Annotated in this window: 26 protein-coding genes and 1 riboswitch; of the genes, 8 read left to right on the top strand and 18 right to left on the bottom strand. The window is 68.7% G+C overall.

The window, feature by feature from the left end; translation table 11 throughout:
- Window positions 1-23 precede the first annotated feature (23 nt).
- A complete protein-coding gene (thrC, locus tag ACFWMR_RS26145; RefSeq protein WP_093937571.1) occupies window positions 24-1,289 on the bottom strand; it encodes a threonine synthase in 1,266 nt (421 codons plus the stop codon).
- A gap of 13 nt (window positions 1,290-1,302) precedes the next feature.
- Window positions 1,303-1,436: riboswitch (SAM riboswitch) on the bottom strand.
- 135 nt (window positions 1,437-1,571) lie between these two features.
- On the opposite strand from thrC, the gene holA reads away from it, so the two are divergent.
- The gene (gene holA / locus ACFWMR_RS26140) at window positions 1,572-2,555 is read left to right on the top strand and encodes a DNA polymerase III subunit delta (RefSeq protein ID WP_093937572.1); all 984 of its coding nucleotides are present in this window, start codon (window positions 1,572-1,574) and stop codon (window positions 2,553-2,555) included.
- A gap of 266 nt (window positions 2,556-2,821) precedes the next feature.
- Here the strand turns inward: holA and rpsT are convergent, their stop codons facing one another.
- The gene (gene rpsT / locus ACFWMR_RS26135) at window positions 2,822-3,082 is read right to left on the bottom strand and encodes a 30S ribosomal protein S20 (RefSeq protein ID WP_007034798.1); all 261 of its coding nucleotides are present in this window, start codon (window positions 3,080-3,082) and stop codon (window positions 2,822-2,824) included.
- 333 nt (window positions 3,083-3,415) lie between these two features.
- Between rpsT and ACFWMR_RS26130 the strand changes: the two genes are divergently transcribed.
- Entirely contained in the window at window positions 3,416-4,321 is a 906-nt protein-coding gene (locus ACFWMR_RS26130) for an EamA family transporter (RefSeq protein ID WP_378380258.1), read from the top strand.
- 22 nt (window positions 4,322-4,343) lie between these two features.
- Window positions 4,344-4,718: a VOC family protein gene (locus tag ACFWMR_RS26125; RefSeq protein WP_101606023.1), complete on the top strand. Its 375-nt coding sequence runs from the start codon at window positions 4,344-4,346 to the stop codon at window positions 4,716-4,718.
- On the opposite strand, the gene ACFWMR_RS26120 is transcribed toward ACFWMR_RS26125, so the two are convergent.
- On the bottom strand, window positions 4,715-5,302 hold the full coding sequence (locus ACFWMR_RS26120; RefSeq protein WP_378380257.1) for a class I SAM-dependent methyltransferase: 588 nt from the start codon (window positions 5,300-5,302) through the stop codon (window positions 4,715-4,717). The two genes, ACFWMR_RS26125 and ACFWMR_RS26120, sit on opposite strands and share 4 nt — an antisense overlap.
- Before the next feature lie 113 nt (window positions 5,303-5,415).
- Between ACFWMR_RS26120 and lepA the strand changes: the two genes are divergently transcribed.
- Window positions 5,416-7,257: a translation elongation factor 4 gene (gene lepA / locus ACFWMR_RS26115; RefSeq protein WP_378278461.1), complete on the top strand. Its 1,842-nt coding sequence runs from the start codon at window positions 5,416-5,418 to the stop codon at window positions 7,255-7,257.
- A 52-nt stretch (window positions 7,258-7,309) separates the two neighbouring features.
- Here lepA and ACFWMR_RS26110 read toward each other — a convergent pair whose 3' ends face one another.
- Window positions 7,310-7,756: a pyridoxamine 5'-phosphate oxidase gene (locus ACFWMR_RS26110; RefSeq protein WP_378380255.1), complete on the bottom strand. Its 447-nt coding sequence runs from the start codon at window positions 7,754-7,756 to the stop codon at window positions 7,310-7,312.
- A 52-nt stretch (window positions 7,757-7,808) separates the two neighbouring features.
- Window positions 7,809-9,572, bottom strand: a complete 1,764-nt coding sequence (locus ACFWMR_RS26105; RefSeq protein WP_378380254.1) for a family 20 glycosylhydrolase — start codon at window positions 9,570-9,572, stop codon at window positions 7,809-7,811.
- 152 nt (window positions 9,573-9,724) lie between these two features.
- Between ACFWMR_RS26105 and ACFWMR_RS26100 the strand changes: the two genes are divergently transcribed.
- Window positions 9,725-10,774, top strand: a complete 1,050-nt coding sequence (locus tag ACFWMR_RS26100) for an NAD(P)H-dependent flavin oxidoreductase (RefSeq protein ID WP_378380253.1) — start codon at window positions 9,725-9,727, stop codon at window positions 10,772-10,774.
- Here ACFWMR_RS26100 and ACFWMR_RS26095 read toward each other — a convergent pair.
- The 3 genes from ACFWMR_RS26095 to ACFWMR_RS26085 form a co-directional block, all read right to left on the bottom strand.
- A complete protein-coding gene (locus tag ACFWMR_RS26095) occupies window positions 10,749-12,224 on the bottom strand; it encodes an amino acid permease (RefSeq protein ID WP_378380252.1) in 1,476 nt (491 codons plus the stop codon). The genes ACFWMR_RS26100 and ACFWMR_RS26095 overlap by 26 nt on opposite strands.
- Before the next feature lie 79 nt (window positions 12,225-12,303).
- Window positions 12,304-13,347, bottom strand: coding sequence for an alpha/beta hydrolase (locus tag ACFWMR_RS26090; protein ID WP_378380251.1), 1,044 nt, complete (start codon window positions 13,345-13,347; stop codon window positions 12,304-12,306).
- Between the two features lie 184 nt (window positions 13,348-13,531).
- Window positions 13,532-14,497 (bottom strand): zinc-binding dehydrogenase, encoded by a 966-nt coding sequence (locus ACFWMR_RS26085; protein WP_378380250.1) that lies wholly within the window; start codon window positions 14,495-14,497, stop codon window positions 13,532-13,534.
- A gap of 59 nt (window positions 14,498-14,556) precedes the next feature.
- On the opposite strand from ACFWMR_RS26085, the gene ACFWMR_RS26080 reads away from it, so the two are divergent.
- The 3 genes from ACFWMR_RS26080 to ACFWMR_RS26070 are packed head-to-tail and all read left to right on the top strand — an operon-like array spanning window position 14,557 to window position 15,598.
- The gene (locus tag ACFWMR_RS26080; protein ID WP_093937582.1) at window positions 14,557-14,760 is read left to right on the top strand and encodes a hypothetical protein; all 204 of its coding nucleotides are present in this window, start codon (window positions 14,557-14,559) and stop codon (window positions 14,758-14,760) included.
- An 11-nt stretch (window positions 14,761-14,771) separates the two neighbouring features.
- On the top strand, window positions 14,772-15,245 hold the full coding sequence (locus ACFWMR_RS26075; protein ID WP_378380248.1) for a ribonuclease domain-containing protein: 474 nt from the start codon (window positions 14,772-14,774) through the stop codon (window positions 15,243-15,245).
- Window positions 15,242-15,598, top strand: a complete 357-nt coding sequence (locus ACFWMR_RS26070) for a barstar family protein (RefSeq protein ID WP_378380247.1) — start codon at window positions 15,242-15,244, stop codon at window positions 15,596-15,598. The genes ACFWMR_RS26075 and ACFWMR_RS26070 overlap by 4 nt, the downstream gene beginning before the upstream one ends.
- Here ACFWMR_RS26070 and ACFWMR_RS26065 read toward each other — a convergent pair.
- The 10 genes from ACFWMR_RS26065 to ACFWMR_RS26020 all read right to left on the bottom strand — a co-directional run bounded on the left by ACFWMR_RS26065 (window position 15,595) and on the right by ACFWMR_RS26020 (window position 23,577).
- On the bottom strand, window positions 15,595-16,368 hold the full coding sequence (locus tag ACFWMR_RS26065) for an enoyl-CoA hydratase family protein (protein WP_378380245.1): 774 nt from the start codon (window positions 16,366-16,368) through the stop codon (window positions 15,595-15,597). The genes ACFWMR_RS26070 and ACFWMR_RS26065 overlap by 4 nt on opposite strands.
- 75 nt (window positions 16,369-16,443) lie before the next feature.
- On the bottom strand, window positions 16,444-17,067 hold the full coding sequence (locus tag ACFWMR_RS26060; RefSeq protein WP_378380244.1) for a cyclase: 624 nt from the start codon (window positions 17,065-17,067) through the stop codon (window positions 16,444-16,446).
- A gap of 195 nt (window positions 17,068-17,262) precedes the next feature.
- Window positions 17,263-18,003 carry a sirohydrochlorin chelatase gene (locus ACFWMR_RS26055; RefSeq protein WP_378275073.1) on the bottom strand — a complete coding sequence of 247 codons (741 nt, stop codon included), beginning with the start codon at window positions 18,001-18,003 and terminating at the stop codon, window positions 17,263-17,265.
- A complete protein-coding gene (locus ACFWMR_RS26050) occupies window positions 18,000-19,262 on the bottom strand; it encodes a sulfate adenylyltransferase subunit 1 (RefSeq protein WP_093935349.1) in 1,263 nt (420 codons plus the stop codon). Before ACFWMR_RS26050 ends, ACFWMR_RS26055 begins: the two co-directional genes overlap by 4 nt.
- Window positions 19,262-20,182: a sulfate adenylyltransferase subunit CysD gene (cysD, locus tag ACFWMR_RS26045; protein ID WP_093935350.1), complete on the bottom strand. Its 921-nt coding sequence runs from the start codon at window positions 20,180-20,182 to the stop codon at window positions 19,262-19,264. Before cysD ends, ACFWMR_RS26050 begins: the two co-directional genes overlap by 1 nt.
- Before the next feature lie 11 nt (window positions 20,183-20,193).
- A complete protein-coding gene (locus ACFWMR_RS26040) occupies window positions 20,194-20,889 on the bottom strand; it encodes a phosphoadenylyl-sulfate reductase (protein ID WP_093935351.1) in 696 nt (231 codons plus the stop codon).
- Window positions 20,886-21,038: a hypothetical protein gene (locus ACFWMR_RS26035; protein WP_034316341.1), complete on the bottom strand. Its 153-nt coding sequence runs from the start codon at window positions 21,036-21,038 to the stop codon at window positions 20,886-20,888. The genes ACFWMR_RS26040 and ACFWMR_RS26035 overlap by 4 nt, the downstream gene beginning before the upstream one ends.
- Entirely contained in the window at window positions 21,035-22,729 is a 1,695-nt protein-coding gene (locus tag ACFWMR_RS26030) for a nitrite/sulfite reductase (RefSeq protein WP_093935352.1), read from the bottom strand. Before ACFWMR_RS26030 ends, ACFWMR_RS26035 begins: the two co-directional genes overlap by 4 nt.
- Window positions 22,730-22,765: 36 nt before the next feature.
- Window positions 22,766-22,852 carry a putative leader peptide gene (locus tag ACFWMR_RS26025; RefSeq protein ID WP_350573702.1) on the bottom strand — a complete coding sequence of 29 codons (87 nt, stop codon included), beginning with the start codon at window positions 22,850-22,852 and terminating at the stop codon, window positions 22,766-22,768.
- A 152-nt stretch (window positions 22,853-23,004) separates the two neighbouring features.
- On the bottom strand, window positions 23,005-23,577 hold the full coding sequence (locus tag ACFWMR_RS26020) for a TetR/AcrR family transcriptional regulator (protein ID WP_093935353.1): 573 nt from the start codon (window positions 23,575-23,577) through the stop codon (window positions 23,005-23,007).
- Between the last annotated feature and the right edge of the window lie 40 nt (window positions 23,578-23,617).

The raw sequence follows: 23,617 nt of genomic DNA, 5'->3' as shown, positions 1-23,617 counted from the left end.
TTCTTGAGGCGGGCCGCGGGGACTCAGATGCCGAGAGCCTCGCGGACCGCGTCGGCCGAGGCGCTGACGGTGGCCTTCGGCCCGATCTTGTCCTCGACGGCGTCGAGGGTCTTGAGGCCGTCACCGGTGATCAGGAGCACGATCTCCTCGTCCGGGTTGAGCTTGCCGGTCTCGATGAGCTTCTTCGCCGTCGCGACGGTGACCCCGCCGGCGGTCTCGGTGAAGATGCCTTCGGTACGGGCGAGCAGCCGGATGCCCTCGACGACCTCTTCGTCGGTGACGTCTTCGATCGCGCCACCGGTGCGGTTGACCACGTCGAGGACGTAGGGGCCGTCGGCCGGGTTGCCGATCGCCAGCGACCGGGCGATCGTGTCCGGCTTGACCGGCTGGACGACGTCGTGGCCCGCGCGGAAGGCCGTCGAGACAGGGGAGCAGCCGGTGGCCTGCGCGCCGAACACCTTGTACGGCGTTTCGTCCACGAGGCCGAGCTGCCCGAACTCGCGGAATCCCTTGTCCACCTTGGTGAGCTGGGAACCGGAGGCGATCGGCACCACGATCTGCGAGGGCAGCCGCCAGCCGAGCTGCTCGGCGACCTCGAAGGCCAGCGTCTTGGAGCCTTCGGAGTAGTAGGGCCGGACGTTCACGTTGACGAACGCCCAGCTCTCCTGCTCGGCGGCGAGCTGGGTGGCGAGCCGGTTCACGTCGTCGTAGTTGCCGTCGACCGCGATCAGGTCGCCGTCGTACACGGCGGTGGTGAGGATCTTGGCGCGCTCGAGGGTCTTCGGGATGAGCACGACCGACCGCCAGCCTGCGCGGGCCGCCGCGGCGGCGACCGCGTTGGCCAGGTTGCCGGTCGACGGACAGGCGAGTACGTCGAACCCGAACTCACGGGCGGCGGCCAGGGCGACGGCGACCACGCGGTCCTTGAACGAGTGAGTGGGGTTGCCGGTGTCGTCCTTGACCCAGACCTTCTTGACGCCCAAGGCTTTCGCGAGCCTGTCGGCCTGGATGAGCCGGGTGGCGCCGGGTTCGGTGTTGGGGATTTCTTCGACGTTCGAGGGGACGGGCAGGAGCTTCTTGTAGCGCCAGATGTTCTTCGGCCCGGCTTCGATGTCCTCGCGGCGCACACGGCCGAAGTCGTAGGCGACCTCGAGCGGCGAGAAGTCTTCGGCGGAAACGAATTCGGGGGCGAGCGGCTGCCGGTGTCCCTCTTCCTTCGACACCAGTTCGACGGCCGGTCCGAGATCCGGGGTCTTGGTGGTGGAGGTCGTGCCGAGGGTTGCGGTCATCGCGAGGTTCCTTTCCTCATCTGCCCCGCCGGTGGCGGGCCGGAATTGGCACCGTGTTCGTCAGCTACCCCGCGATCGCGGGATGACAGGCTGACGCCGGTTGCCGGGGCTTCATCGGGCCGTTCCCTCTGCCCCTCTGGATGAGCGGTATTCGATTGTCGGCACGCGAATGATCGCGTCGCCTCGCCAACACCGTACGACATGAGGCTCAGGTGGGGCCACCGTGCCCGGAACACATCACCGGACAAAGCACACGAGAGGACGAGTGGCAGGATCGTCATCGTGACGACGCAAGCTTCCGCCCCATCGCCGCTGGTCCTGGTTCTCGGTGAGGAAGAGCTGCTGATCGAACGCGCGGTCCGCGCCGCTTCGGACGCGGCCAAAGCGGCCGATCCGACGGCGGATCTCACCCGTATCCGGGTGTCGGACCTCACAGTTCCCGCCCTCGCGGAGATGGTCAGCCCCTCGCTGTTCGCCGAGGGCAGGGTGATCGTCCTCGAATCCGCGCACGACATCTCGCAGGAGCTTTCCGACGGGGTGATGGCCTACGTCAAGGCGCCCGCCGACGGCATCGTGCTCGTCGTCGTGCACAGCGGAGGTGGCCGGAGCAAGGCCGCGAAGGCGCTTCCCGCTGCCTTGAAGAAGGCCGGGGCGGAGGTCGTCGAGTGCCCGAAACTGACCAAGGCCGCCGAGCGGGAATCCTTTGTCCGCAACGAGGTCCGCCGGGTCGGCGGGAAGATCGACGGCGCGGCCGTGCTCGCGCTGATCGACGCCGTCGGCTCGGATCTGCGCGAGTTGTCGTCGGCCGCGACCCAGCTCGTCGCGGACGCCGGTGGCACCGTCGACGAGCAGGCGGTCCGGCGCTATCACCGGGGCCGCGCGGACGTGAACGGGTTCGCCGTCGCCGAGAAGGCCGTCGCCGGTGACAGGACGGCGGCGCTGGAGTCGTTGCGCTGGGCGATGCAGCTGGGTGTTCCCCACGTTCTGGTCGCGGACGCCCTCGCCGACGCCGTCCGGACGATCGCGCGGGTGTCGGGTGCCGGTCGCGGGAACCCGAACCAGATGGCAGGCGAGCTGGGGATGCCGCCGTGGAAGGTCCGCAAGGCGCAGGGGCAGGCCCGCGGCTGGGGGCAGGACGGCCTCGCCACCGCGATGCGGGTCGTCGCGAGGCTCAACGCCGAGGTCAAGGGGGTCGCGGCCAATCCGGAGTACGCGCTGGAACGCGCCGTCCTGGAGGTAGTCGACGCCCACGGCACCAGCCGCTAGCACCTACCGGACCACGCCCACTGCTCAAACGCTCACTGGACCGAGCCCGACGATCAACGCGCCCACGAACCGGGACCGGCGGACTCGTCTCGCCGGAAGTGCGCCAGCGCGACGGCGAGACTTCACCGGTCGCGCGCCCTCTTTCGGGCCGAAGGCCCACGTAAACGCGATGAAGGGGCGCCTCTCCGCCCCACGTGAGTGGGAAGCGGATCGACGCCCCTTCGGCGCGTTTACGTCAGCGCGCGATTAGATCGCGCTGCGCGCGATTAAAGAGAGTTCGCGCGCTTCGCGAGCGCGGACTTCTTGTTCGCGGCCTGGTTGGCGTGGAGAACGCCCTTGGTCACGGCCTTGTCCAGCTTCTTGGCCGCGTCCTTCTGCAGCTCCAGGGCCTTGGCCTTGTCGCCGGCGTCGGCGGCCTCGCGGAACTTGCGGATCGCGGTCTTCACCGAGGACCGGATCGCCTGGTTGCGCTGACGCGCCTTTTCGTTGGTGGTGATGCGCTTGATCTGCGACTTGATGTTGGCCACGGGGGCGCTCCTCTTGTATCTCTCGGTGGTTTCACCGCCGCGCTGTGACCGGCCCTGCGCGCTCGTGAAAGCGGCGCGGGTTTCCTCCATGACGGAATGCCACACAACGGTGAAGGGCAAGCTTAACAGCCGCCCCGGGACGGATCGCGGCCGCCTCCGGAGGAGTGGTTGAGGTACGGTGAAGATCGTAGTGCCTAGGGTTCCGCCGCCTGCCCGTTCCGCGAAACACACAATCAGGGCAGGTGGGACAGGTCCGAGCGGCACCATCGGCGGGGCCGGAAGCGCCGCCGTTCATCTGACGGGACAAAAGCCTGGAGGACCGGTGTTTTCCGCATGCGCGGAAAACGTGAAAGGTCCGTCGTGAACGTCACCGCCCTGTCCTTCGTCATCGTCGCCGCCGTCATCCACGCGGGCTGGAACCTGGCCGCCAAGCGGATCCGCCGCGGCGGGGCCCGGTTCGTCTGGGCCTACTACAGCTTCTCCGCGGTCCTGCTCATCCCCGTCATGGCGGTGTCGCTGGTCGTCGAGCCGCAACGTCCACAGTGGACCTGGCTGCTCGCCGCCGCGGTCACCGCGGTGTTCCACGTCACCTATGGGGTCGTCCTCCAGCGGGGGTACGCCGTCGGTGACCTGTCCGTCGTGTATCCCGTCGCCCGCGGGACCGGGCCACTGATCTCGGTGCTCGCGGCCGTCGTGCTGCTCGGCGAGCGGCCGGGGGTACTGGGCCTGGTGGGCGCGTTCCTGGTGGTCGCCGGGGTGCTGGTCATCGGCAGCGGGCGAGGGCAGGCCCATGCCGACGAGGCTGCTCGCATCGCTCGCCGCAAAGGAGTCCTGTACGGCCTGCTGACCGGGCTCACGATCGCCGCCTACACACTGTGGGACGCGCATTCGGTCACCGGTCTCGGTGTCCCGCCGATCATCTACTTCGGAACCGGCGCGATCGTGCAGAGCCTGCTCATGGCGCCGTACGCGCTGAAGGACCGAGAAGAGGTTTCGTGGCTCTGGCGTGAGCACAAGCGCGAAATCCTCATCGTCGGCTTGTTCTCCCCCTTCGCCTACCTGCTGGTCCTCTACGCCCTCCAGATCGCCCCGGTGAGCCTCGTCGCACCCGCGCGGGAGCTGAGCATCGTCCTGGGCGGCGTGGCCGCCTGGCTGGTCCTGGGAGAGTCGAACGCCGCCCGCCGGCTGGTCGGGTCGGCGGTCGTGCTGGCGGGGATCACCGCGATTGCGATGGCCTGAACCCATCCGGTAGGGATGAGCCATGGACGTGCTGAGCAGCAGGGTGCTGATCCACCCGAAGGACCTCGACGTGTCGACGGCGTTCTATCGGGACACCCTGGGCCTCGCGATCGACAAGGAGTTCCCCGGCGGGACGGTGTTCTTCGCCGGGAACGGGTCGATCGAGATCGTCGGCACCGGGAAGACCGGTCCGACTCCCGACGTCGCGTTGTGGCTCCAGGTCCGGGACCTGCCCGCGGCGCTCGAAGAGCTCGCCGCGAAGGGCTTGGACCCGGTCCGTGGCGCACGCCGTGAGCCCTGGGGCCTGGACGAAGCGTGGATCGCCGACCCGGACGGCACCAGGATCGTGCTGGTCGAGGTGCCGCGTGAGCATCCGTTGCGCACCGACCCGCGCTAGGTCCGGGGCTTGATCGCGCGCAGCTGAGCGGCGAGGGAAGCGCCGAAGCCCGGCGGATCCCAGGTCCAGGTCTGAAGGTCGGTGAAACCGGCGGCCGCCGCTTCGTCGGCCAGCTCGTGCCGGGACACCGGCAGCCACTTCTCGTGCGACGACAGCAGCAGCCTGCCGCCGGGTCGCAGCACGCGGAACAGTTCGGCGAACCCGGCCGCCCGGTCCTCCCACAGCTGCACGTTGTTGACGGTCAGGACCACGTCGACGCTCTCGTCCGGCTCGCCCGTGGAGTCCGCGGTGCCTTGTCTCAGCTCCACTTCGTCGCCGCACCGCCGACGGGCGCGGGAAAGCATCTCCGGGGACGGGTCGACGCCGATCGCGCGACCCGCGGTCTCGGCCGCGGCCCGCAGGCCGACACCCGGGCCGGGACCCACGACCAGGACGGTTTCGCCGGACTCGAGCGACGCCAGTTCGACGACGCGAAGTTCGGTGGCAGCGTTGCCGTGCGCCATCGCCAGGCCACCGAACCGGCCGAGCAGTCCCCTGGGATGGCCGAACGTGCGATCGAGCATTTGGGACAGTGAAGTACTCATACTTCGAGGGCACCACAGCTCACCACGGGCCGCATCGGGGATGACCCCCACTCGCACCCGGAGCGGCATGGGAGCATAGAGGTGGCACACCCCGACCTTCGCGAGGAAACCCGTTGACGACGTTCGCCGACACGACCTTCACGCCCCCGGAGCTCATCCGGAACTTCTGCATCATCGCGCACATCGACCACGGCAAGTCGACCCTGGCCGACCGGATGCTGCAGCTCACCGGCGTGGTCGAGGAGCGGGCCATGCGCGCTCAGTACCTCGACCGCATGGACATCGAACGGGAACGCGGGATCACCATCAAGGCGCAGAACGTGCGCCTGCCCTGGAAGGTCGACGGTCAGGACCACGTCCTGCACCTGATCGACACCCCGGGCCACGTGGACTTCACCTATGAGGTCTCCCGGGCGCTGGAGGCCTGCGAAGGGGCGATCCTGCTGGTCGACGCCGCGCAGGGGATCGAGGCGCAGACGCTGGCGAACCTCTACCTCGCACTCGAGAAGAACCTGCACATCATCCCGGTGCTGAACAAGATCGACCTGCCGTCGGCCGACCCGGACAAGTACGCGGCCGAGCTGGCGCACATCATCGGTTGCGAGCCTTCGGACGTGCTTCGCGTGTCGGCGAAGACCGGTGTGGGGGTGACCGAGCTGCTGGACGAGTGCGTGAAGCAGGTCCCGCCGCCGGTCGGCGACGCGGACGCGCCCGCCCGCGCGATGATCTTCGACTCGGTCTACGACACCTACCGGGGCGTCGTGACCTACATCAGGGTCGTCGACGGCAAGATCACGCCGCGCGAGCGGATCAAGATGATGTCCACCGGCGCCACCCACGAACTGCTCGAGGTCGGGATCATCTCGCCGGAGCCCAAGGCCAGCAAGGGGCTCGGGGTCGGTGAGGTGGGTTACCTCATCACCGGGGTGAAGGACGTCCGTCAGTCGAAGGTCGGTGACACCGTCACCTCCGAGCGCAAGGGCGCCGAGGAGCCGCTCGCCGGCTACCGCGAGCCGAAGCCGATGGTGTACTCCGGCCTGTACCCCGTCGACGGTTCGGACTACCCGGAGCTGCGCGAGGCGCTGGACAAGCTCCAGCTCAACGACGCCGCGCTCGCCTACGAGCCGGAAACCTCCGTGGCGCTCGGATTCGGGTTCCGCTGCGGCTTCCTCGGCCTGCTGCACCTGGAGATCACGCGGGACCGGCTCGAACGCGAATTCGGCCTCGACCTGATCTCCACCGCGCCGAACGTCATCTACAACGTCGTGCTCGAGGACAAGAGCGAGATCGTGGTGACGAACCCGTCGGACTGGCCGACCGGGATGAAGATCTCCGAGGTCCACGAGCCGGTCTCCAAGGTGAGCATCCTGGCGCCTTCGGAGTTCGTCGGCACGATCATGGAACTGTGCCAGGCCAAGCGCGGCACGCTGCTGGGGATGGACTACCTCTCCGAGGACCGCGTCGAACTCCGCTACAACATCCCGCTCGCGGAGATCATCTTCGACTTCTTCGACACGCTGAAGTCGCGCACGCGCGGCTACGCGTCCCTCGACTACGAAGAGGGCGGCGACCAGATCGCCGATCTGGTCAAGGTCGACATCCTCTTGCAGGGTGAAACCGTCGACGCGTTCTCGGCGATCGTGCACAAGGACGCCGCCTACGGCTACGGCAACCGGATGGCGACCCGGCTGCGTGAGCTGATCCCGCGCCAGCAGTTCGAGGTGCCGATCCAGGCGGCCGTCGGGTCGCGGATCATCGCCCGCGAGACCATCCGCGCGATCCGCAAGGACGTGCTCGCGAAGTGCTACGGCGGTGACATCTCGCGTAAGCGCAAGCTGCTGGAAAAGCAGAAGGAAGGCAAGAAGCGGATGAAGACCGTCGGCCGGGTCGAGGTGCCGCAGGAGGCCTTCGTCGCCGCACTGTCCACTGAGGACCCCGGTAGCAAGAAGAAGTAGCCGGTACTCACGAAAAGGCCGCCCGGATCCGATCCGGGCGGCCTTTTCCATATCAGCGGTTACCGCTGACGCGGTTCGCCGTGACGAAGACGGCGACGCGGCGTTCGGCGGCCATCACGCGGTCGTACTCGTCCCAGTCGTCGTGGGTCCCGGTCGCGGCGATGAAGACGTCGCGCAGCAGCCGGGGGAGCCCGGCGGGGTCGAAGTCCGGGTCCGGGTCGTCCGGGCCGACGAGGTGGGTGCTTCCCTGGACCGCTGCCCATTCCCAGCCGCGCCGGAAGGTGATCGTGGCGTGGCCCGCCCGGCGGAACAGGTCGAGCTTCTTCACCCCGCCCATCGCGACGAAGGCGACTCCCGGTGTCTTGGTGACCGGGTCTTCGAACACCCCGGCGTTGACCACCGAGGAATGGACGGTGCCGTCCGCGCGAACCGTCGAGACGGTCGCGAGTCCGTTTTCGCGCAGGGAAAGAGTGCGGACGAGTTCGAGGTCAGCGGCCATGGATCCACCGTAGCCCGCCCGGCCGGTGAAGGGGGCCGAGCGGGCGGGCGGATCAGCAGGTGCCGTCGTCGCGCCAGACACCCCATTCGCCGGTGGTGCCGGGCTCCTCGCCGCGCGTCCACCACTTCGCGTACCACTTGTGCCCGTTGTGGGACACGCTCGTGCCACCGGTGTAGGCCGAGGCGCGATCCCACGCCGGGAGTGAGCAGGTGCCCGGGTTGCCGGACCCGGTCTCCCAGGGCACCTGGCTCGACTTGTAGTAGCCGAGGCCCTGTGCCTGCCAGCGCGGGGCCTGGGCGCCGAGGCGCACCCGGAAGGTGTTCCAGTCGTGGGTCGACCACGGCGACCAGCCGAGCTCGGCGTGGGCCGGGAGCCGCGGGAAGGCGAGGTAGTCGATGTTGGCCGGGGTCACCACGGTTTCGGTCCACAGCGGGGATTCGACACCGCGCACGGCGGATTCGGGCACGCCGGAGAGATAGGCGCCCGGGTTCCAGTTGTAGGCGTCCTGGACCTCGATGTAGCCCGCCCACGAGAGCCCGATCGGCGTGCTGGAGTTGTACTTCATGTCCAGGTACGCCTTGTTCGCCGGCGACATGATCACCTTGCTGCCGCGGGCGACGGCGTTCGTGACCTCCGTGCTGGACGTCGTCGTGCCCCAGAACTGCGGGGTCGCCGTGGCGGGCAGGGTGGCCTTGCCGATCTCGTGCCAGCCGACGACCTGCTTGCCCGCGGCGGCCACCATCGGCAGCACCCGGTTCATGAAGGTGCGGTAGTCCGCGTCGCTGGTGGCCTGGGCCTCGTCACCGCCGAGGTGGAAGTACGGTCCGGGGGTCAGCGCGGCGATCTCCCGGATGACGTCGTTGACGAAGGTGTAGGTGTTCTCCTTCGAGATGCAGAGCGAGCTGTAGCCGACCGCGGTGTCGGTGCGCAGCGGGGGAGCGGTGTTGTTGCAGTTCAGCTCGGCGTACGAGGCCTGGGCGGCGTTGGTGTGCCCGGGCATGTCGATCTCCGGGATGACCGTGATGAACCGCGAGGCGGCGTAGTTCACGATCTCCGAGTACTGCGCCTTGGTGTAGTAGCCGCCGGCGCCGCCGCCGACCTGGGTGCTGCCGCCGTAAGTGGCCAGCCGTGGCCAGCTGTCGATCTGGATGCGCCAGCCCTGGTCGTCGGCCAGATGCAGGTGCAGATTGTTGATCTTGTATTGCGCGAGCTGGTCGATGTACCGCTTCACCGTGGCGACGGGGTGGAAGTGCCGGGCGACGTCGAGCATCGCGCCGCGGTAGCCGAAGCGCGGGTAGTCCAGGATGGTGGCGCCCGGGATGGTCCAAGGCCCCTGCTGGACCGTAGGGCTTTCGATCTTGCCGGGCAGCAACTGCCGCAGCGTCTGGACGCCGCCGAAGAGGCCTTGCGCCGTCGTCGCGCGCAGGATGACTGAAGCGGACGTCGAGTTCAGCTGATAGCCCTGGTCGCCGACGCGCGCGTCGGCGCCGGACAGCAGGAGCGAGATGCCGTCGGCGGGCGTGCCCGCGGGGGCGTCGGAGACGGGCAAGGCGAAGCCGGTCGACGTGCGGAAGACCCCGGCGAGATAGTCCCCGACGGCCTTGGCCTGTGCCGAGCTGGCTTGGGTGTAGATCTTGGTGTTCTCGGTCAGGGCGTAGTCGGAGCCGGTCACCGCTTGGACCGACACCGGTACCGGGACGATCGCCTGCAACGGTGGAGTGGCCGCGTCGGCGACAGGGGCGGCTGCGGTGGTGGCGCCGGCGAGCAGCGCCACCCCGACGAAGGCGCGGCCCAGCCGCGCTCTCAAGGTCTTCACCGGGGCCTCCAAAAGGGCGGGGACGTGACCCGCGTCACGACTGGTCAGATCGTCGCACTTCCGGACCTAAAGGTCTAGACCACCAAGAGGGAACCTTGGCGTGACTCGAAGGTCACATTCCGTGTCGCCGGGAGAGGTCTATCGTCGGAAACGTGTTCGAGAACCTGCGTTTCCCGGTGATAGCGGCTCCGATGGCGGGCGGGCCGACCACTCCCGAGCTGGTGGCCGCGGTGACAGCGGCAGGCGGGTTCGGCTTCCTGGCGGGCGGCTATCTGAGCGCCGATGCCCTCCAGGACCGGATCGCGAAGACGGCCGAACTCACCGGCGAGCCCTTCGGTGTGAACCTCTTCGTCCCGGGTGGCGCGGGAAAGGCGGACCTCGGCGGTCACATCGAGCGCTGGCGCGCGGAGGCCGAGCGCTACGGCGTCGAGCCCGGCGAGCCGGACTGGGATGACGACGGCTATGCCGCGAAGCTCGAGGTCGTGCTGGAGCGGAAGGTCCCGGTCGTTTCCTTCACCTTCGGCACGCCCTCACCCGAGGACGTAGAACGCCTGCAAGCCAACGGAAGCAAGGTGGCCGTCACCGTCACCAGCCCGGCGGAGGCCGATCAGGCCGTGGCGGTCGGCGCGGACGCTCTCGTAGTGCAGGGATTCGAGGCCGGGGCGCATCGGGGGCTCTTCGCCGACGAGGCCGGAGCCGACGGCGGGGGAGCGCAGTACGGCGCGCTCAGCCTGCTTCGCCTGGTTTCGGCGCGGACGGATTTGCCGCTGGTCGCCACCGGTGGGCTCGTGCACGGCGCCGACATCGCGGCGGTGCTGGCGGCGGGAGCCGTCGCGGCCCAGCTGGGGACAGCGTTCCTGCGGGCGGACGAGGCCGGGACGCAGCCCGCGCACCGGCAGGCGCTCGCGGACGGTGGGAGGCCGACGGCGTTCACCAGGGCGTTCAGCGGACGTCCCGCGCGCTCGCTGGTCAACCGCGCGGTCGCGGACTTCTCGGCCACCGCACCGTCGGCGTATCCGCAGGTCAACAACCTGACCAAACCGATCCGCGCGGCGGCGGGGAAGGCGGGCGACCCTGAAGTCATGTCCCTCTACGCGGGACAGACCTACGAACTCGCGGGCTCCGGCCCGGCGGCGTCGATCGTCGAACGCCTCCAGGCCGAAGCCCGCGAAGCCGCTACGCGGTTGAGTCGTCTCCGCTGACCTGCTTCGGGTCGCCGTTGTTCGCGTTCAACGCGGAGTGACGGCGGCTGTAGGCGAAGTAGATGATCAGGCCGATGGCGAACCAGGCCGCGAACCGCAGCCAGGTCTCCGGGTTCAGGAACGTGATCAGCCAGATCGAGAAGACGATCCCGATGATCGGCACGATCGGCATCCCCGGCGTCTTGAACGACCGGGGCAGGTCCGGCTGCTTGTAGCGCAGCACGATCACCGCGACGCAGACGACGACGAACGCGAGCAGGATGCCGATGTTCGTCAGTTCGGCGGCCTCACCGATGGGCAGCAGCCCGGCGATGATCGCCGACGCGCCACCGAGCACCCAGGTCATCCGGTTCGGCACCTTGCGCACCGGGTGGGTCTTGCCGAACCACTTGGGCAGCAGGCCGTCGCGGCTCATCGAGTAGCCGACCCGGCTCGCGCCCATGAGGAAGGTGAACAGCACCGTGGTGATGCCGATGATCGCGCCGACCGCGATGATCAGGCCGAGCCACTTCATGCCGAGACCCGCGAAGGCGCTGGAGAAGGCGGCTTCGCTGTCGATGTCCTTGTAGTTGACCATCCCGGTCAGGACCAGGCAGGCCAGCACGTAGAGCACCATCGAGATGGCGAGCGAGTAGATGATCGCCTTCGGCATGTGCTTCTGGGAGTCGGTCGATTCCTCGGCCGCGGTCGACATGGCGTCGTAACCGAAAACGGCGAAGAACACCGTCGCGGCTCCGGTGAACGCGCCGCTGAGACCGAACGGGAAGAAGTTCGAGTAGTTGTCGGTGTTGATGTGGAAGACGCCGACGACGATCACCAGCAGGACCAGGCCGACCTTGAGGTAGACCAGCAGCGTCTCGAAGCGGGCCGCGTTCTTCATGCCTTGGTTGAGGATGAAGGCGATCAGCAGGCAGAGCAGGACGGCGAACAGGTTGATCTTGTAGGACCCCGGTTCGACACCGGCCTTCTCCGTGCCCGGAGCGCCCAGCATCCAGGTCGGGAGGTCGATGTTCAGGTAGCCCAGCAGCTCGTTGAAGTAGCCGGAGATGCCGATCGCGACCACCGCCACGATCGCCGTGTACTCCAGCAGCAGGTCCCAGCCGATGAACCAGCCGACGATCTCGCCCAGCACGGTGTAGCCGTAGGTGTAGGCCGATCCGGCGCGGGGGATCAATCCGGCGAACTCGGCGTAGGAGAACGCGGCGGCCGCGCTGGCGATACCCGCGATGAGGAACGAGATCAGCACGGCGGGGCCCGCCGTCGTGTTCGCGACCGCGCCGGCCAGGGAGAAGATCCCCGCGCCGATGATGCCGCCGACGCCGATCGCGGTCAGCTGGCGCAGGCCCAGCGTGCGTTGAAGCCCGCCGCCTCCACTGAGTTCTTCGATCTGCTCGATCGGTTTGCGGCGGAATACCCCGGATCCCGAGCCCAGGCTGCGCGGTGCGGACATCGTCGTCTCCCAACAGGTTGTGCTTTTCCGACTGGGTCACAGTCCGAAGGGCACGGTAGCGGGAGTCGGGACTTCGCACCTATCCGGCGACGGTGTCCTCGCTCACTTCGGCGGCCACGCGAGCGGCGATCTTCGCCGGCCTGGACGCGTCGGCGGAGAAGTAGGTCAGCAGTTCCGAGATCTCGACGGGGTCGTCCAGCTGCGGGCAGTGACCCCAGTCTTCGCGCACCATCAGCCTGCTGTGCGGGACCAGCGCGTGCAGCTGCCGCCCGGAGGCGGCGCTGACCAGCTTGTCCTTGCCGCAGACGACCACCAGAAGCGGGATGCGGACCTCTTCGAGCCGGTACGCGTTCGCCAGCTCCTCGACGAGTTGCCTCGCCTGTTCGAGCCGGGTGGTGGTGGAGCGGTAGTCCGGGAACAGTGCCGTGAACCGGCGCACCTGTTCGGCGTCCGCGGCGGTGGCGTCGGCGTAGAGCAGCCGGGGGACGACCTGCTCGGCGACGGCGCGCACGAGGAAGCCGGGGATCGGCAGCGGCAGGGCGGAGTACATCCGCAGCGGCAGCGGATAGCGGGCCACGGTGCGGATGAGCCAGCTGTCCACGAAACCGGGTGCGGCGATCGACACCACGCCCGAGACCGGCAGCCGGTGATTCTCGGCGGCACGCAGGCTCATCGTGCCGCCGAGCGAGTTGCCGGCGAGCACCACCGTGCCGAGTACGGCCTGCTCCTTGATCACCGCCGCGGTGAAGGCGTCCAGTTGCGGGAGCATCGGGCCCGGCCGGAGTGGCTGAGCGTCACCGAAGCCGGGCAGATCGACCGCGACCGCCGGGACACCGGCGGCCGCGAGCAGCTCCAGAACCGGGCGCCAGGTGTCGGCGCTGTCGCAGTAGCCGTGCAGCAGCACCAGCCTCGGCGCCGTCGGCTTGGCCTGCCCGCGGGTGGCGGCCCGCTTGCCGAGCACCCGCCGAGGCGTGCGGTCGACGGGAGCGGGCGGCTGCGGGCCGACCTCGAGCACTCTGGTGCGCACTCCGGCATAGCGCCGGAAAGAGACGCGGATCGGGTCGGCGTCGGTGGTGGTCCGGCCCCCCGGGTCCGCCGGTTCGGGCCGCTGCGATGCGGTCATGGTTTCAGGTTAACCGCGAGAGGTCGGATTTTGGTCGAACTTTGGTCGTGAGAATCTTGCTGAGTCATAACGTTCTTGACACTTGACAAGACTGCGAAATGACTGTTTGACCTGCGCGGAACGCGCGGACGTGCGCAAATGTGCGCGCTTGATCATGGCGGCGGCAAGATCCGCACCCATCCGATCAATGTGCGAAGACGACCTTTCCTGAAGTTTCCCCGTCCAGCATGTTCTTAAACCCGGTTTCGGCTTCCGGGAACGGCAATTCGGCGCCGATCTGCGGACGGACCCCGGTGAGCTCCAGATAAGCGAGGAGATCGGTCAGTTCGTCCCTGGTCCCCATCGTCGAACCCGCGATACGCAGTTGCAGAAAGAACACGCGCTGCAACTCCGCGTGAGCGTCCGGACCGCTGGTCGAGCCCGAAACGACGATGATCCCGCCCGGTTTGAGCGACTTCACCGAGTGGGACCAGGTCGCCTTCCCGACGGTTTCGAAGACCGCGTCGACCCGCTCCGGCAGTCGCGCGCCGGACTCAAAGGTCTGATGTGCGCCCAGATTCTCTGCCAGCGCACGCTTTTCTTCGCTACGCCCAGTCACCCAAACCCGGAATCCGGCCGCACGCCCGAGCTGCACGAGGGCGGTCGAGACGCCGCCGGAGGCACCTTGGACGAGCATCGTCTGTCCCGGCCGCAGTCCGGACTTCACGAACAGCATCCGGTACGCGGTCAGCCAGGCCGTGCCCATGGTCGCGGCTTCGGCGAAGCTCAGGCTCGCCGGCTTCGGCACGACATTGCGCGCCGGGACCACGACCTGCTCGGCGAAGGTGCCCTGGTGCTTCTCGGTGAGGAGGGTGCGTTTCGGGTCGAGCGTGTCGTCGCCCTGCCAGCCCGGGGCGTTGATCACCGAGTGGACGACGACCTCGGTGCCGTCGTCGAGGGTGCCCGCGCCGTCACAGCCCAGGATCATCGGGAACTGCTCGGGTTTGATCCCGACACCGCGCAGGGTCCACAGGTCGTGCATGTTGAGGCTGGCGGCCTTGACGTTGACCCGCACCCAGCCTTCGGGCACCTCGGGCTCGGGTCGCTCGCCGATCACGAGCGAGTCCAGCGGCTTTTCGGCGTTGGGTTCGGAAGCGTAAACGGCGAACATGTCAGCAACCTACATGGCCTGATCGGCGGTGGCAGTGGGTGCGAGCGTAGGCTTACAGGGTGTTCAACGGGCTCGCAGACTGGTGGGACGGCGTCGAGCTGTGGCTCGCGCAGGCCCCGTTTCCCGTGCAGTTCGTGCTGGTCATGGTGGTCGTGGTGCCGCTGTGCCTGGTCGCGGCCTGGCTGCTCGACACGCTCTTCGGGAAGGTCGCCCGGGCCTTCGGCTCGGCCCGCGATGCGAACGACCCCGACCGGTCCTCCTAAGCTGGCGAACCATGTTCAACCGTAGGCGGATCACCGCCGCCCTGATCGGCCTGATCGTGCTGGTGCTCGCAGGCTGGTTCGTCAAGGACGGCATCAGCGGTGACGACACGAAGAGCTCTTCGGCTCCGGCGAGTTCGTCGGCTCAGGCCAAGCCGTCGGGTGCGGCGGCCAAGGGCAAGGTCGCGGGCGAGGAGTCCGGTCTCCCGGTCAAGCCGCTCACGGGATTGCCGTCGCAGGCGTCCGACACCTGGAAACTCATCGAAGCGGGCGGGCCGTACCCGTATCCGCGCAATGACGACGTCACCTTCCAGAACCGGGAGAAGGTCCTGCCCGCCAAGAATTCCGGCTACTACCGGGAGTACACGGTCAAGACGCCGGGCAGCCCCGATCGCGGGGCCAGGCGGCTGGTGACCGGCACCGGCAAGGAGCTGTACTACACCGAGGACCACTACAAGTCCTTCGTCGTAGTGGACCCCAGCCGATGAGCGCGGGCAAGGACGCGGCGGACAAGGCGTTCGCCCGCGGCGCGCATCCACACCTGATCGACGGCGCGCGGACGGTCGACAAGGCCTCGGCGCTCGACGCGATCGCGGAGGCGCTGTCCTTCCCTGACTACTTCGGGAAGAACCTCGACGCGCTCTACGACTGCCTCACCGACCTGTCCTGGCTCCCGCCGGGGGAGCACGTGCTGATCTGGGCCGGTTCCTCGGCGCTCAAGGAGCAGGACCCGAAGGCGTACCTGGCTGTCCGAAGCGTGCTTTCGGACGCGCAGCGGGCGCTGGGTCCGTCCGGGGACCGGACGGACTCCCGGCGCCTCACCCTCGTCCTGCCTGACTAGCTTTCGGGAACCCAGCTCGGCTTGCGCTTCTGCGCGAAAGCCGTGATGCCCTCCTGACCCTCTTCGCTCGCGAAGAACCCGGCGGACAGCTTGTTCATGGCCTCGAAGCCTTCGCCGGGTGTCGCCGGGCGGGGCTTGCTGAGCAGGTCCTTCGTCGCCGCGAGCGCTTTCGGTCCGCCGAGGGCGAGCGCCTTCACATAGCGGGCGACTTCGCTGTCGAGCTCATCCGCGGAGACGGACGAGTTCAGCAGGCCGATCTCGACGGCGCGCTTCGCGTCGAAGGTGTCGCCGGTCAGGAACAGTTCGTGCGCGGCGCGGGCGTTGAGCCGCGGCAGCACGGTGAGCGAGATGACGGCGGGCACGACGCCGATCCGCACCTCGGAGAAGGCGAAGGTCGCTTCGTGCACGGCGACGGCGATGTCGGTCGCGGCCACCATGCCGATGCCGCCCGCCCGCGCGGGTCCCGCCAGCTTCGCCACGACAGGCTTGGGGCTGGTCCACAGCTGTTCGAGGATCTTCGGGAACTCGTTGACGCCCTGGTCGCCCGCACCGGCGCCCCGGGCCTCTTTGAGGTCCATGCCCGCGCAGAACACCGGCCCGGTGTGGGTGAGCACGATGACCCGGACCGCGTCGTCGGCCTGCGCCTTGTCCAGCGACTCGCTCAGTTCACGCCGCAGCTGGGCGGAGAGCGCGTTGCGGTTGTGCGGGGAGTCCAAGGTGATCGTGGCGGTGCCGCCCACCACGTCGTAGTGCACCAGTTCGTCAGCCATGCCCCACCTTCGCACGGGCGAAGTCGGGCCGGGCAGTGGCCTGCGCCACCATGGCGGTGGTGGCGCAGGCGCCGCTCAGCCGATCGTCGTCGTGGTGAAGGTCGGGCTCGGGTTGGGGAAACAGGCTGTCGGCGCTGAGACGTCGAAGCCCGCGCTGACCACGGCGGTGAACGTCAGGCCCGGGTCGGCGTAGCCGGCGCCGCCCAGTTTCGTCTCGATGGTGCCGGACGCGCCCGCGGTGAGATGCGCGGTCACGGTCGGCAGTTCGAACGTCGAGCCGCCCGCGATCGGGCCGGGGAAGCTCAGCGTCGCGACGTTGCCGGAGACGGTGATCTTCGGCGGGGTCGAGCCGATGCCCGAGCCGCCCGCGAGGTCGGCGCCGACCCAGGTCGAGTTGGCCGGGATCGGGATCTTCAGGGCGAAGTCCTTGATGTTCTTGACCTTGTAGCCGCTCACCTCGGCCGGGACGGTGTTGGCCGCCGGGTCGATGACGACGTCGAGCGCGGCGCCGGGCGCGACCGTGGCCGGCGCGGTGACGTCGGCGTCCTGGTTCAGCTTGAGGTACTTGTTGCCGACGAGCGGCGGCTTCGCCTCGCAGTCGAAGACGACGGTCGTCGCCGCCGAAGCCGGGACAGCTATACCGACTAGCGGGACGAGTACGGCCGAGGCGCAGACGAGGGCACGGATGGCAGCCTTCATGTTCCACCTACCAGGGGGGTTCGATGGGGAGAAAGGATGCTGCGCAGCGTTTAGAGAGTTACCGGCAAGTTAAGTAACTCGTCAAGAAATCTCCGTTCCCATACGCGGGGAGTCACGGAACTGGGAACGAGACCCTCCGAAGATCGGCATCAAGTGTCCGAACGGGACGGGTCATGCTACTGAGCCGATGAATGATCAGGCGGCGAGCCGGGCGGCGGCGACGTCGTAGCGTTCCAGGACGAGCCCGGCGATCCGCGGATCCGGTCCCAGCGGTCCGGCGACGATCACCGACGGGTCGGCTTCGCGGGCCAGGCGCGCGATCCGGTCCGGCAGCAGCCCCGGCGCGAGGAACCATCCCGCGACCGCGAGCCGTTGGGCGCCGTTGAGCCGCAGCCGCGCGATGGCGGCGGGCACGTCCGGCTGCGCGGCGCCGGCGAACGCCGGTGTCGCGAGCAGTCCGCGACGCAGGTGCCAGCGGGTGGTGATCCCGGCGACGGCGTCGTTCGCCGCGACGTTCGACGAGCCGACGCCCGCCAGCAGGACACCCAAGCCGGGATCGTCCAGGTCCGCGCCCGCCTCGGTGAGCCGGTCCAAGGCGACCGTCTCGATGAGCGGGTCGATGCCCAGCACCGCGGAAACCCGCACGTCGAGGCCCGGGCGGTCCGCGGTCACCTCGGCGACGAGCGCGGGAAGGTCGACCCGGGCGTGATAGGCCACGCCGAGGAGCAGCGGCACCACGACGACCTCGCGGTGCCCTTCGGCGTGGAGACCGCGCAGGACATCGGTCAGCGACGGCTCCGAGAGGTCCAAAAAGGACTCGCGGATGTCGAGACCCGGCGCGAGCCCGCGGGAGACGTCGAGCAGGGCGCGGATGGTCGCCGCGGACCGCGGATCGCGGCTGCCGTGGGCGACGGCTACCAGTGGCGGTGGGGTCATGCGAACCTTTCGCCGACGAGTCCGGCGGCGAGGGTGTCGCCATCCTTCGGGTCGATGACCAGGAACGCGCCCGTCCGCGGGCTGACGCCGTAGTCGTCCACGCCGATCTCTTCGGCCAGCCTCAACGTCACCCTGCCGATGTCGTTGAGCTCCAAGGTAGCCGGATCGTCCACACTGGACAACGTCTGCTCGTCGAACCGGGCGTGGAGCTCGCCGACCAGGGCCTGCACCGTCCGCGTGCCGTGCTTCACCAGTACCCGCGCGCCCGGTTTGAGTGCCTTGGCCGAGAGCCAGCACAGGGTCGCGGTGATCTCGTCGGTCACCGTCGGCTGCCGGTCGGCGGCGGCGATCAGGTCGCCCCGCGAGATGTCGAGGTCGTCCGCGAGCAGCAGGGTCACCGAGGTGCCCGCGCCGGCTTCGGCGAGCGGCCCGTCGGCGGTGTCGATGCCTTCGACCCGGCTGCGGATCCCCTGCGGGAGCACGACGATCTCGTCGCCCGGCCGGACGGTGCCCGCCGCGATCTGTCCCGCGTACCCGCGGTAGTCGGGGTGGTCGGCCGTGCGCGGCCGGATCACGTACTGCACCGGGAACCGGAACGCCGAATCGTGCGGATCCGGCGCCACGGGCACGGTCTCCAGATGCTCCAGCAGGGTCGGGCCGGAGTACCACGGGGTCTTGTCCGACTTCTCCGCCACGTTGTCGCCCACCAGCGCCGAAACCGGCACCGCGAGCACGGAACCCCGCTCGTAGCCCAGGGACGCGGCGTGCTCGGCGAACTCCTCGGCGATCACGGTGAACGTCGCCTCGTCATAGCCGACGAGGTCGATCTTGTTCACCGCCAGCACCAGATTCGGGACGCCCAGCAGGGCGAGTACGGCGGCGTGACGGCGGGTCTGCTCGATGACGCCCTTGCGCGCGTCGACCAGCAGCACGGCCAGCTGCGCGGTGGACGCCCCGGTCACCGTGTTCCGCGTGTACTGCACGTGGCCGGGGGTGTCCGCGAGCACGAAGCTGCGCTTCGGCGTCGCGAAATACCGGTACGCCACGTCGATCGTGATGCCCTGCTCGCGTTCCGAGCGCAAGCCGTCCACCAGCAGCGAAAGGTCCGGAGTGGACAGTCCTTTGTCGACACTGGCGCGGGTGACCGCGTCCAGCTGGTCGGCGAGGACGGATTTGGTGTCGTACAGGAGCCGCCCGACCAGGGTCGACTTCCCGTCGTCCACACTGCCCGCGGTCGCGAGCCTGAGGAGGCTGGACATCAGAAGTACCCTTCCCGCTTGCGGTCTTCCATCGCCGCCTCCGACATCCGGTCGTCGGCGCGGGTGGCGCCGCGTTCGGTGAGCCGGGAGGCCGAGACCTCGGCGATGACCTCGTCCACCGTGGCGGCGGTCGATTCGATGGCGCCGGTGCACGAACCGTCGCCGACGGTCCGGTAGCGCACCGTGAGTTCCCGGACGAGCTCGCCCGGCCGCGGCCCGCCCCAGGGGCCTTCGGTCAGCCACATGCCGTCGCGCTGGTAGACCTCGCGACGGTGCGCGTAGTAGATCGACGGCAGTTCGACCTTCTCCCGCGCGATGTAGTTCCAGACGTCGGCCTCGGTCCAGTTGGACAGCGGGAAGACGCGGACCTGCTCGCCGGGGCGGTGACGGCCGTTGTAGAGGTTCCACAGTTCGGGGCGCTGGCGACGCGGTTCCCACTGGCCGAAAGCGTTGCGGAGACTGAAGATCCGCTCCTTGGCGCGGGCGCGTTCCTCGTCGCGGCGCCCGCCGCCGAAGACCGCGTCGAACTTGTTCTCGGCGATCGTGTCGAGCAGCGGAGTGGTCTGCAACGGGTTGCGCATCCCGTCGGCGCGCTCTTCGAGCCTGCCGTCGTCGATCCAGTCCTGCACCTTCGCCACGAGCAGCCGCAGCCCGTGCTGCTCGACCACCCGGTCGCGGAAGTCGATGACCTCGTCGAGGTTGTGCCCGGTGTCCACGTGCAGCAACGGGAACGGCACCGGCGCGGGCCAGAACGCCTTGATCGCCAGGTGCAGCAGGAGCGTCGAGTCCTTGCCGCCGGAGAAGAGGATCACCGGCCGGTCGAACTCACCCGCCACCTCGCGGAAGATGTGGATGGCCTCGGATTCCAGCGCCGCCAAGTTGTCCTGAGCGGCATCCGCGGCCGGTTCGAGCGTGGTCATTTCGTCCCTTCTCACCCGTGCAGGCCGCATTCGGTCTTGCCCTGACCCGCCCAGCGGCCGCTGCGCGGGTCTTGACCCGGAGCGACCTTCGCGGTGCACGGCGCGCAGCCGATCGACAGATAACCGATGGACACCAACGGGTTCTCGAGGATCCCGTGTTCGCTGATGTAGCCGTTGAACTCGTCGTCGGACCAGGGCGCGATCGGGTTGATCTTCACCAGCCCGTTGCGGTCGTCCCAGGTGACGATCGGGGTGTTCGCGCGGGTCGGCGCGTCGACGCGGCGGACGCCGGTCACCCACGCCGAGTACTTCGCGAGCGTGTTCCGCAGCGGTACGACCTTGCGGAGGTGGCAGCACTGGTTCGGGTCGCGCTCGTGCAGTTTCGGGCCGTACTCCGCGTCCTGTTCGGCGACGCTCTGCGCGGCCTCGGCGTTGACGATCCGCACGCCGGGGTAGACGGCCTGCACCGCGTCACGGGTGCCGATGGTCTCCGGGAAGTGGTAGCCGGTCTGCAGGAACAGCACGTCCACGTCGGATTTGACCTTGGTGGCCAGATCGATGAGGACGGCGTCCTGCATGTTCGAAGCGACGATGAAGTCGTCGCCGAACGTGTCCGCGGTCCAGCGCAGGGCCTCGGTCGCGGTCGCCTCCGCGAGCTCCTTCGAGGCTCGTTCGGCGAGGGTCTTGTAGTCGGCAGTGGCGGTCATCCTTGCGACACCTCCGGAAAGGACAGTCCGAGGAACTTCACGGTGAAGACCCGGCGGCAGCCCGAGCACAGCCAGGAGCCGCCCTCTTCGGGACGCAGGTCTTCATCGCCGCAGAAAGGGCAGTAGTACGGCGTCGCCCGCTCGGTCATTGCAAGAGGCCTTCGTCGGCCCGCAGGACCCACTGGGGGAATCGCTCGCCGGGTTCGCGGCCGGAGACGTACGCCCGCACGACCCGTTCGACGTACGCGGTCAGCTCCGACGCGGTCACCTTGTGCCCGCGCAGTTTCCGGCCGAAGCCGGCGTCGAGGCCGAGGCCGCCGCCGAGGTGCACCTGGAAGCCTTCGACCTGGTTGCCGTCGTCGTCGGTGACGATCTGGCCCTTGAGCCCGATGTCGGCGGTCTGGACCCGGGCGCAGGAGTTCGGGCAGCCGTTGAGGTGCACGGTCACCGGGTTCTCGATCTCGGCCTGGATGTCGGCCAGGCGCTTCTCCAGGTCGGTGACCAGTTCGATCGCGCGGGCCTTCGTCTCGACGATCGCGAGCTTGCAGAACTCCAGGCCGGTGCAGGCCATGATTCCGCGCCGCCACGGCGACGGCTCGGTCTGCAGGCCGAGGTCGGCCAGTTCGGTCTTCAGCCCGCCCACTTCGGCCTCGGGGACGTCGAGGACCACGAGTTTCTGGTGCGGAGTCAGGCGGACCCGGTTCGATCCGGCCCGCTCGGCCGCCTTGGCGACCGCCAGCAGGGTGGCCCCGGAGACGCGGCCGGCGACCGGCGCGGCGCCGACGTAGAACTTGCCGTCGATCTGCGGGTGCACGCCGACGTGGTCGATCTGGGTCGCGGGCACCTCGGGCGCGGGGCCGTCGGCCAGCTTGCGCTTGAGGTACTCGTCCTCCAGTACCTGGCGGAACTTCGCGACACCCCAGTCCTTCACCAGGAACTTGATCCGGGCGCGGGCGCGGAGCCGCCGGTAGCCGTAGTCGCGGAAGACGCTGATCACGCCTTCCCAGACGTCGGGGACCTCGTCGAGCGAGACCCAGGCGCCGAGCCGCTGGCCGATCATCGGGTTGGTGGACAGCCCGCCGCCGACCCAGACGTCGAACCCAGGGCCGTGTTCGGGGTGGTTCACGCCGACGAAGGCGACGTCGTTGATCTCGTGCACGACGTCCTGCTGCCCGGAGACCGCGGTCTTGAACTTGCGCGGCAGGTTCGAGTAGCGCGGATCGCCGATGTAGCGGCGTTTGATCTCGTCGATCGCGGGCGTGCCGTCGATGATCTCGTCGGCGGCGATGCCGGCCACCGGGGAGCCGAGGATGACGCGCGGGCTGTCGCCGCAGGCCTCCATCGTGGTCATCCCGGCCTTCTCCAGCTTCGCCCAGATCGTCGGGACGTCCTCGATCCGGATCCAGTGGTACTGGATGTTCTGCCGGTCGGTGATGTCGGCGGTGTCGCGCGCGTGGGTCTGCGAGATCTCGGCGAGCACGGCGAGCTGCTCGGTGGTCAGCGCGCCGCCGTCGAGCCGGACCCGCAGCATGAAGTAGCGGTCGTCGAGCTCCTCGGGCTCCAGCGTCGCGGTGCGGCCGCCGTCGATCCCGGGCTTGCGCTGGGTGTAGAGGCCGAACCAGCGGAACCGGCCGCGGAGGTCGCCGGGGTCGATCGAGTCGAACCCGCCGCGGGCGTAGATGTTCTCGATCCGCGCACGGACGTTGAGCGGGTTGTCATCCTTCTTGGACCGCTCGTTGGGGTTGAGCGGTTCGCGGTAGCCCAGTGCCCACTGTCCCTCGCCCCGTTTCTGTTTGACCCGGGGCGTGCGGGCAGGGGTCTCGCGCGTGGGCGACGACATGGGAGTCCTCCGGCTGATCGTGGTGGTGGCGGGGAGTCAGCGGTTCGTCGCACAGAGCGCGCTCGCCACACGACGGAGATCCACGTGGCGGCGTGCCACGAGGCTGATTCCGGCGCGGGTCATTCATTCAGCGTGCCACGCGCCCACTATGTGGTCTAGGCCGGTCCGAATGCTGGGAACAAGGTCCGAAGTCGACTGTTTTCGCAGGTCATGGACCTGTTTTGCGGGTCAAGCCCGGACTCGTCACGGCCACTGTGACGCAGAACGCGCACGGCTCAAGAAGGCAGGACGCGGTCCACGAGGATGCGGATGACGTCTTCGTCGGTGACGTCCGCGAGCACCTCCGGCAGGGTGAGCCGTTCGACGGTGAGCCCGGTCAGCGCGAGGTACATCAGCAGCACCTCGGCGCGCCCGCCCGGCATTCCCGCCGCGACGTGCCAGTCGACGCTCATGTCGATGCCCTCGCGGACGGTCTTCGTCAGCTCCGCCGAAAGATCCGGGCGCCGGGTGGCTTCGAGCCGGAGTTCGAGCAGGGCGAGATAAGGCTCGCGATGGCCGGTCAGCCGTCCCATGAGCTCGCCCAGCAGGACGCCGACCCGGTCGTGGGACGGCGACTCCGCCTGCGGGTTCTCCATCACCTCGGCCGGTGCCGACAGCCGCTCCTGCACGCGGACGCCGACTTCGCCGAGCAACTGGTCCCGGTTGCGGAAGTAGTTGGACGTCGTTCCCGGCGGGACGTCCGCCTCGACGTCCACGGCGCGGTAGGTCAGCCCGCGGGCGCCCTCGCGGGCGAGGACGGTGATGGCGGCGTCGGTGAGCGCGGTCCGGCGCTCCGGGTTCTGTCGCATCGGAACATTCTCCTTGCCTCATCCAAACCACTATGCTTAT

Origin of the sequence: Amycolatopsis thailandensis, assembly GCF_042723255.1 — a bacterium.
GTDB lineage: Bacteria > Actinomycetota > Actinomycetes > Mycobacteriales > Pseudonocardiaceae > Amycolatopsis > Amycolatopsis thailandensis.
This window is presented reverse-complemented; position numbering and strand designations above follow the sequence as displayed.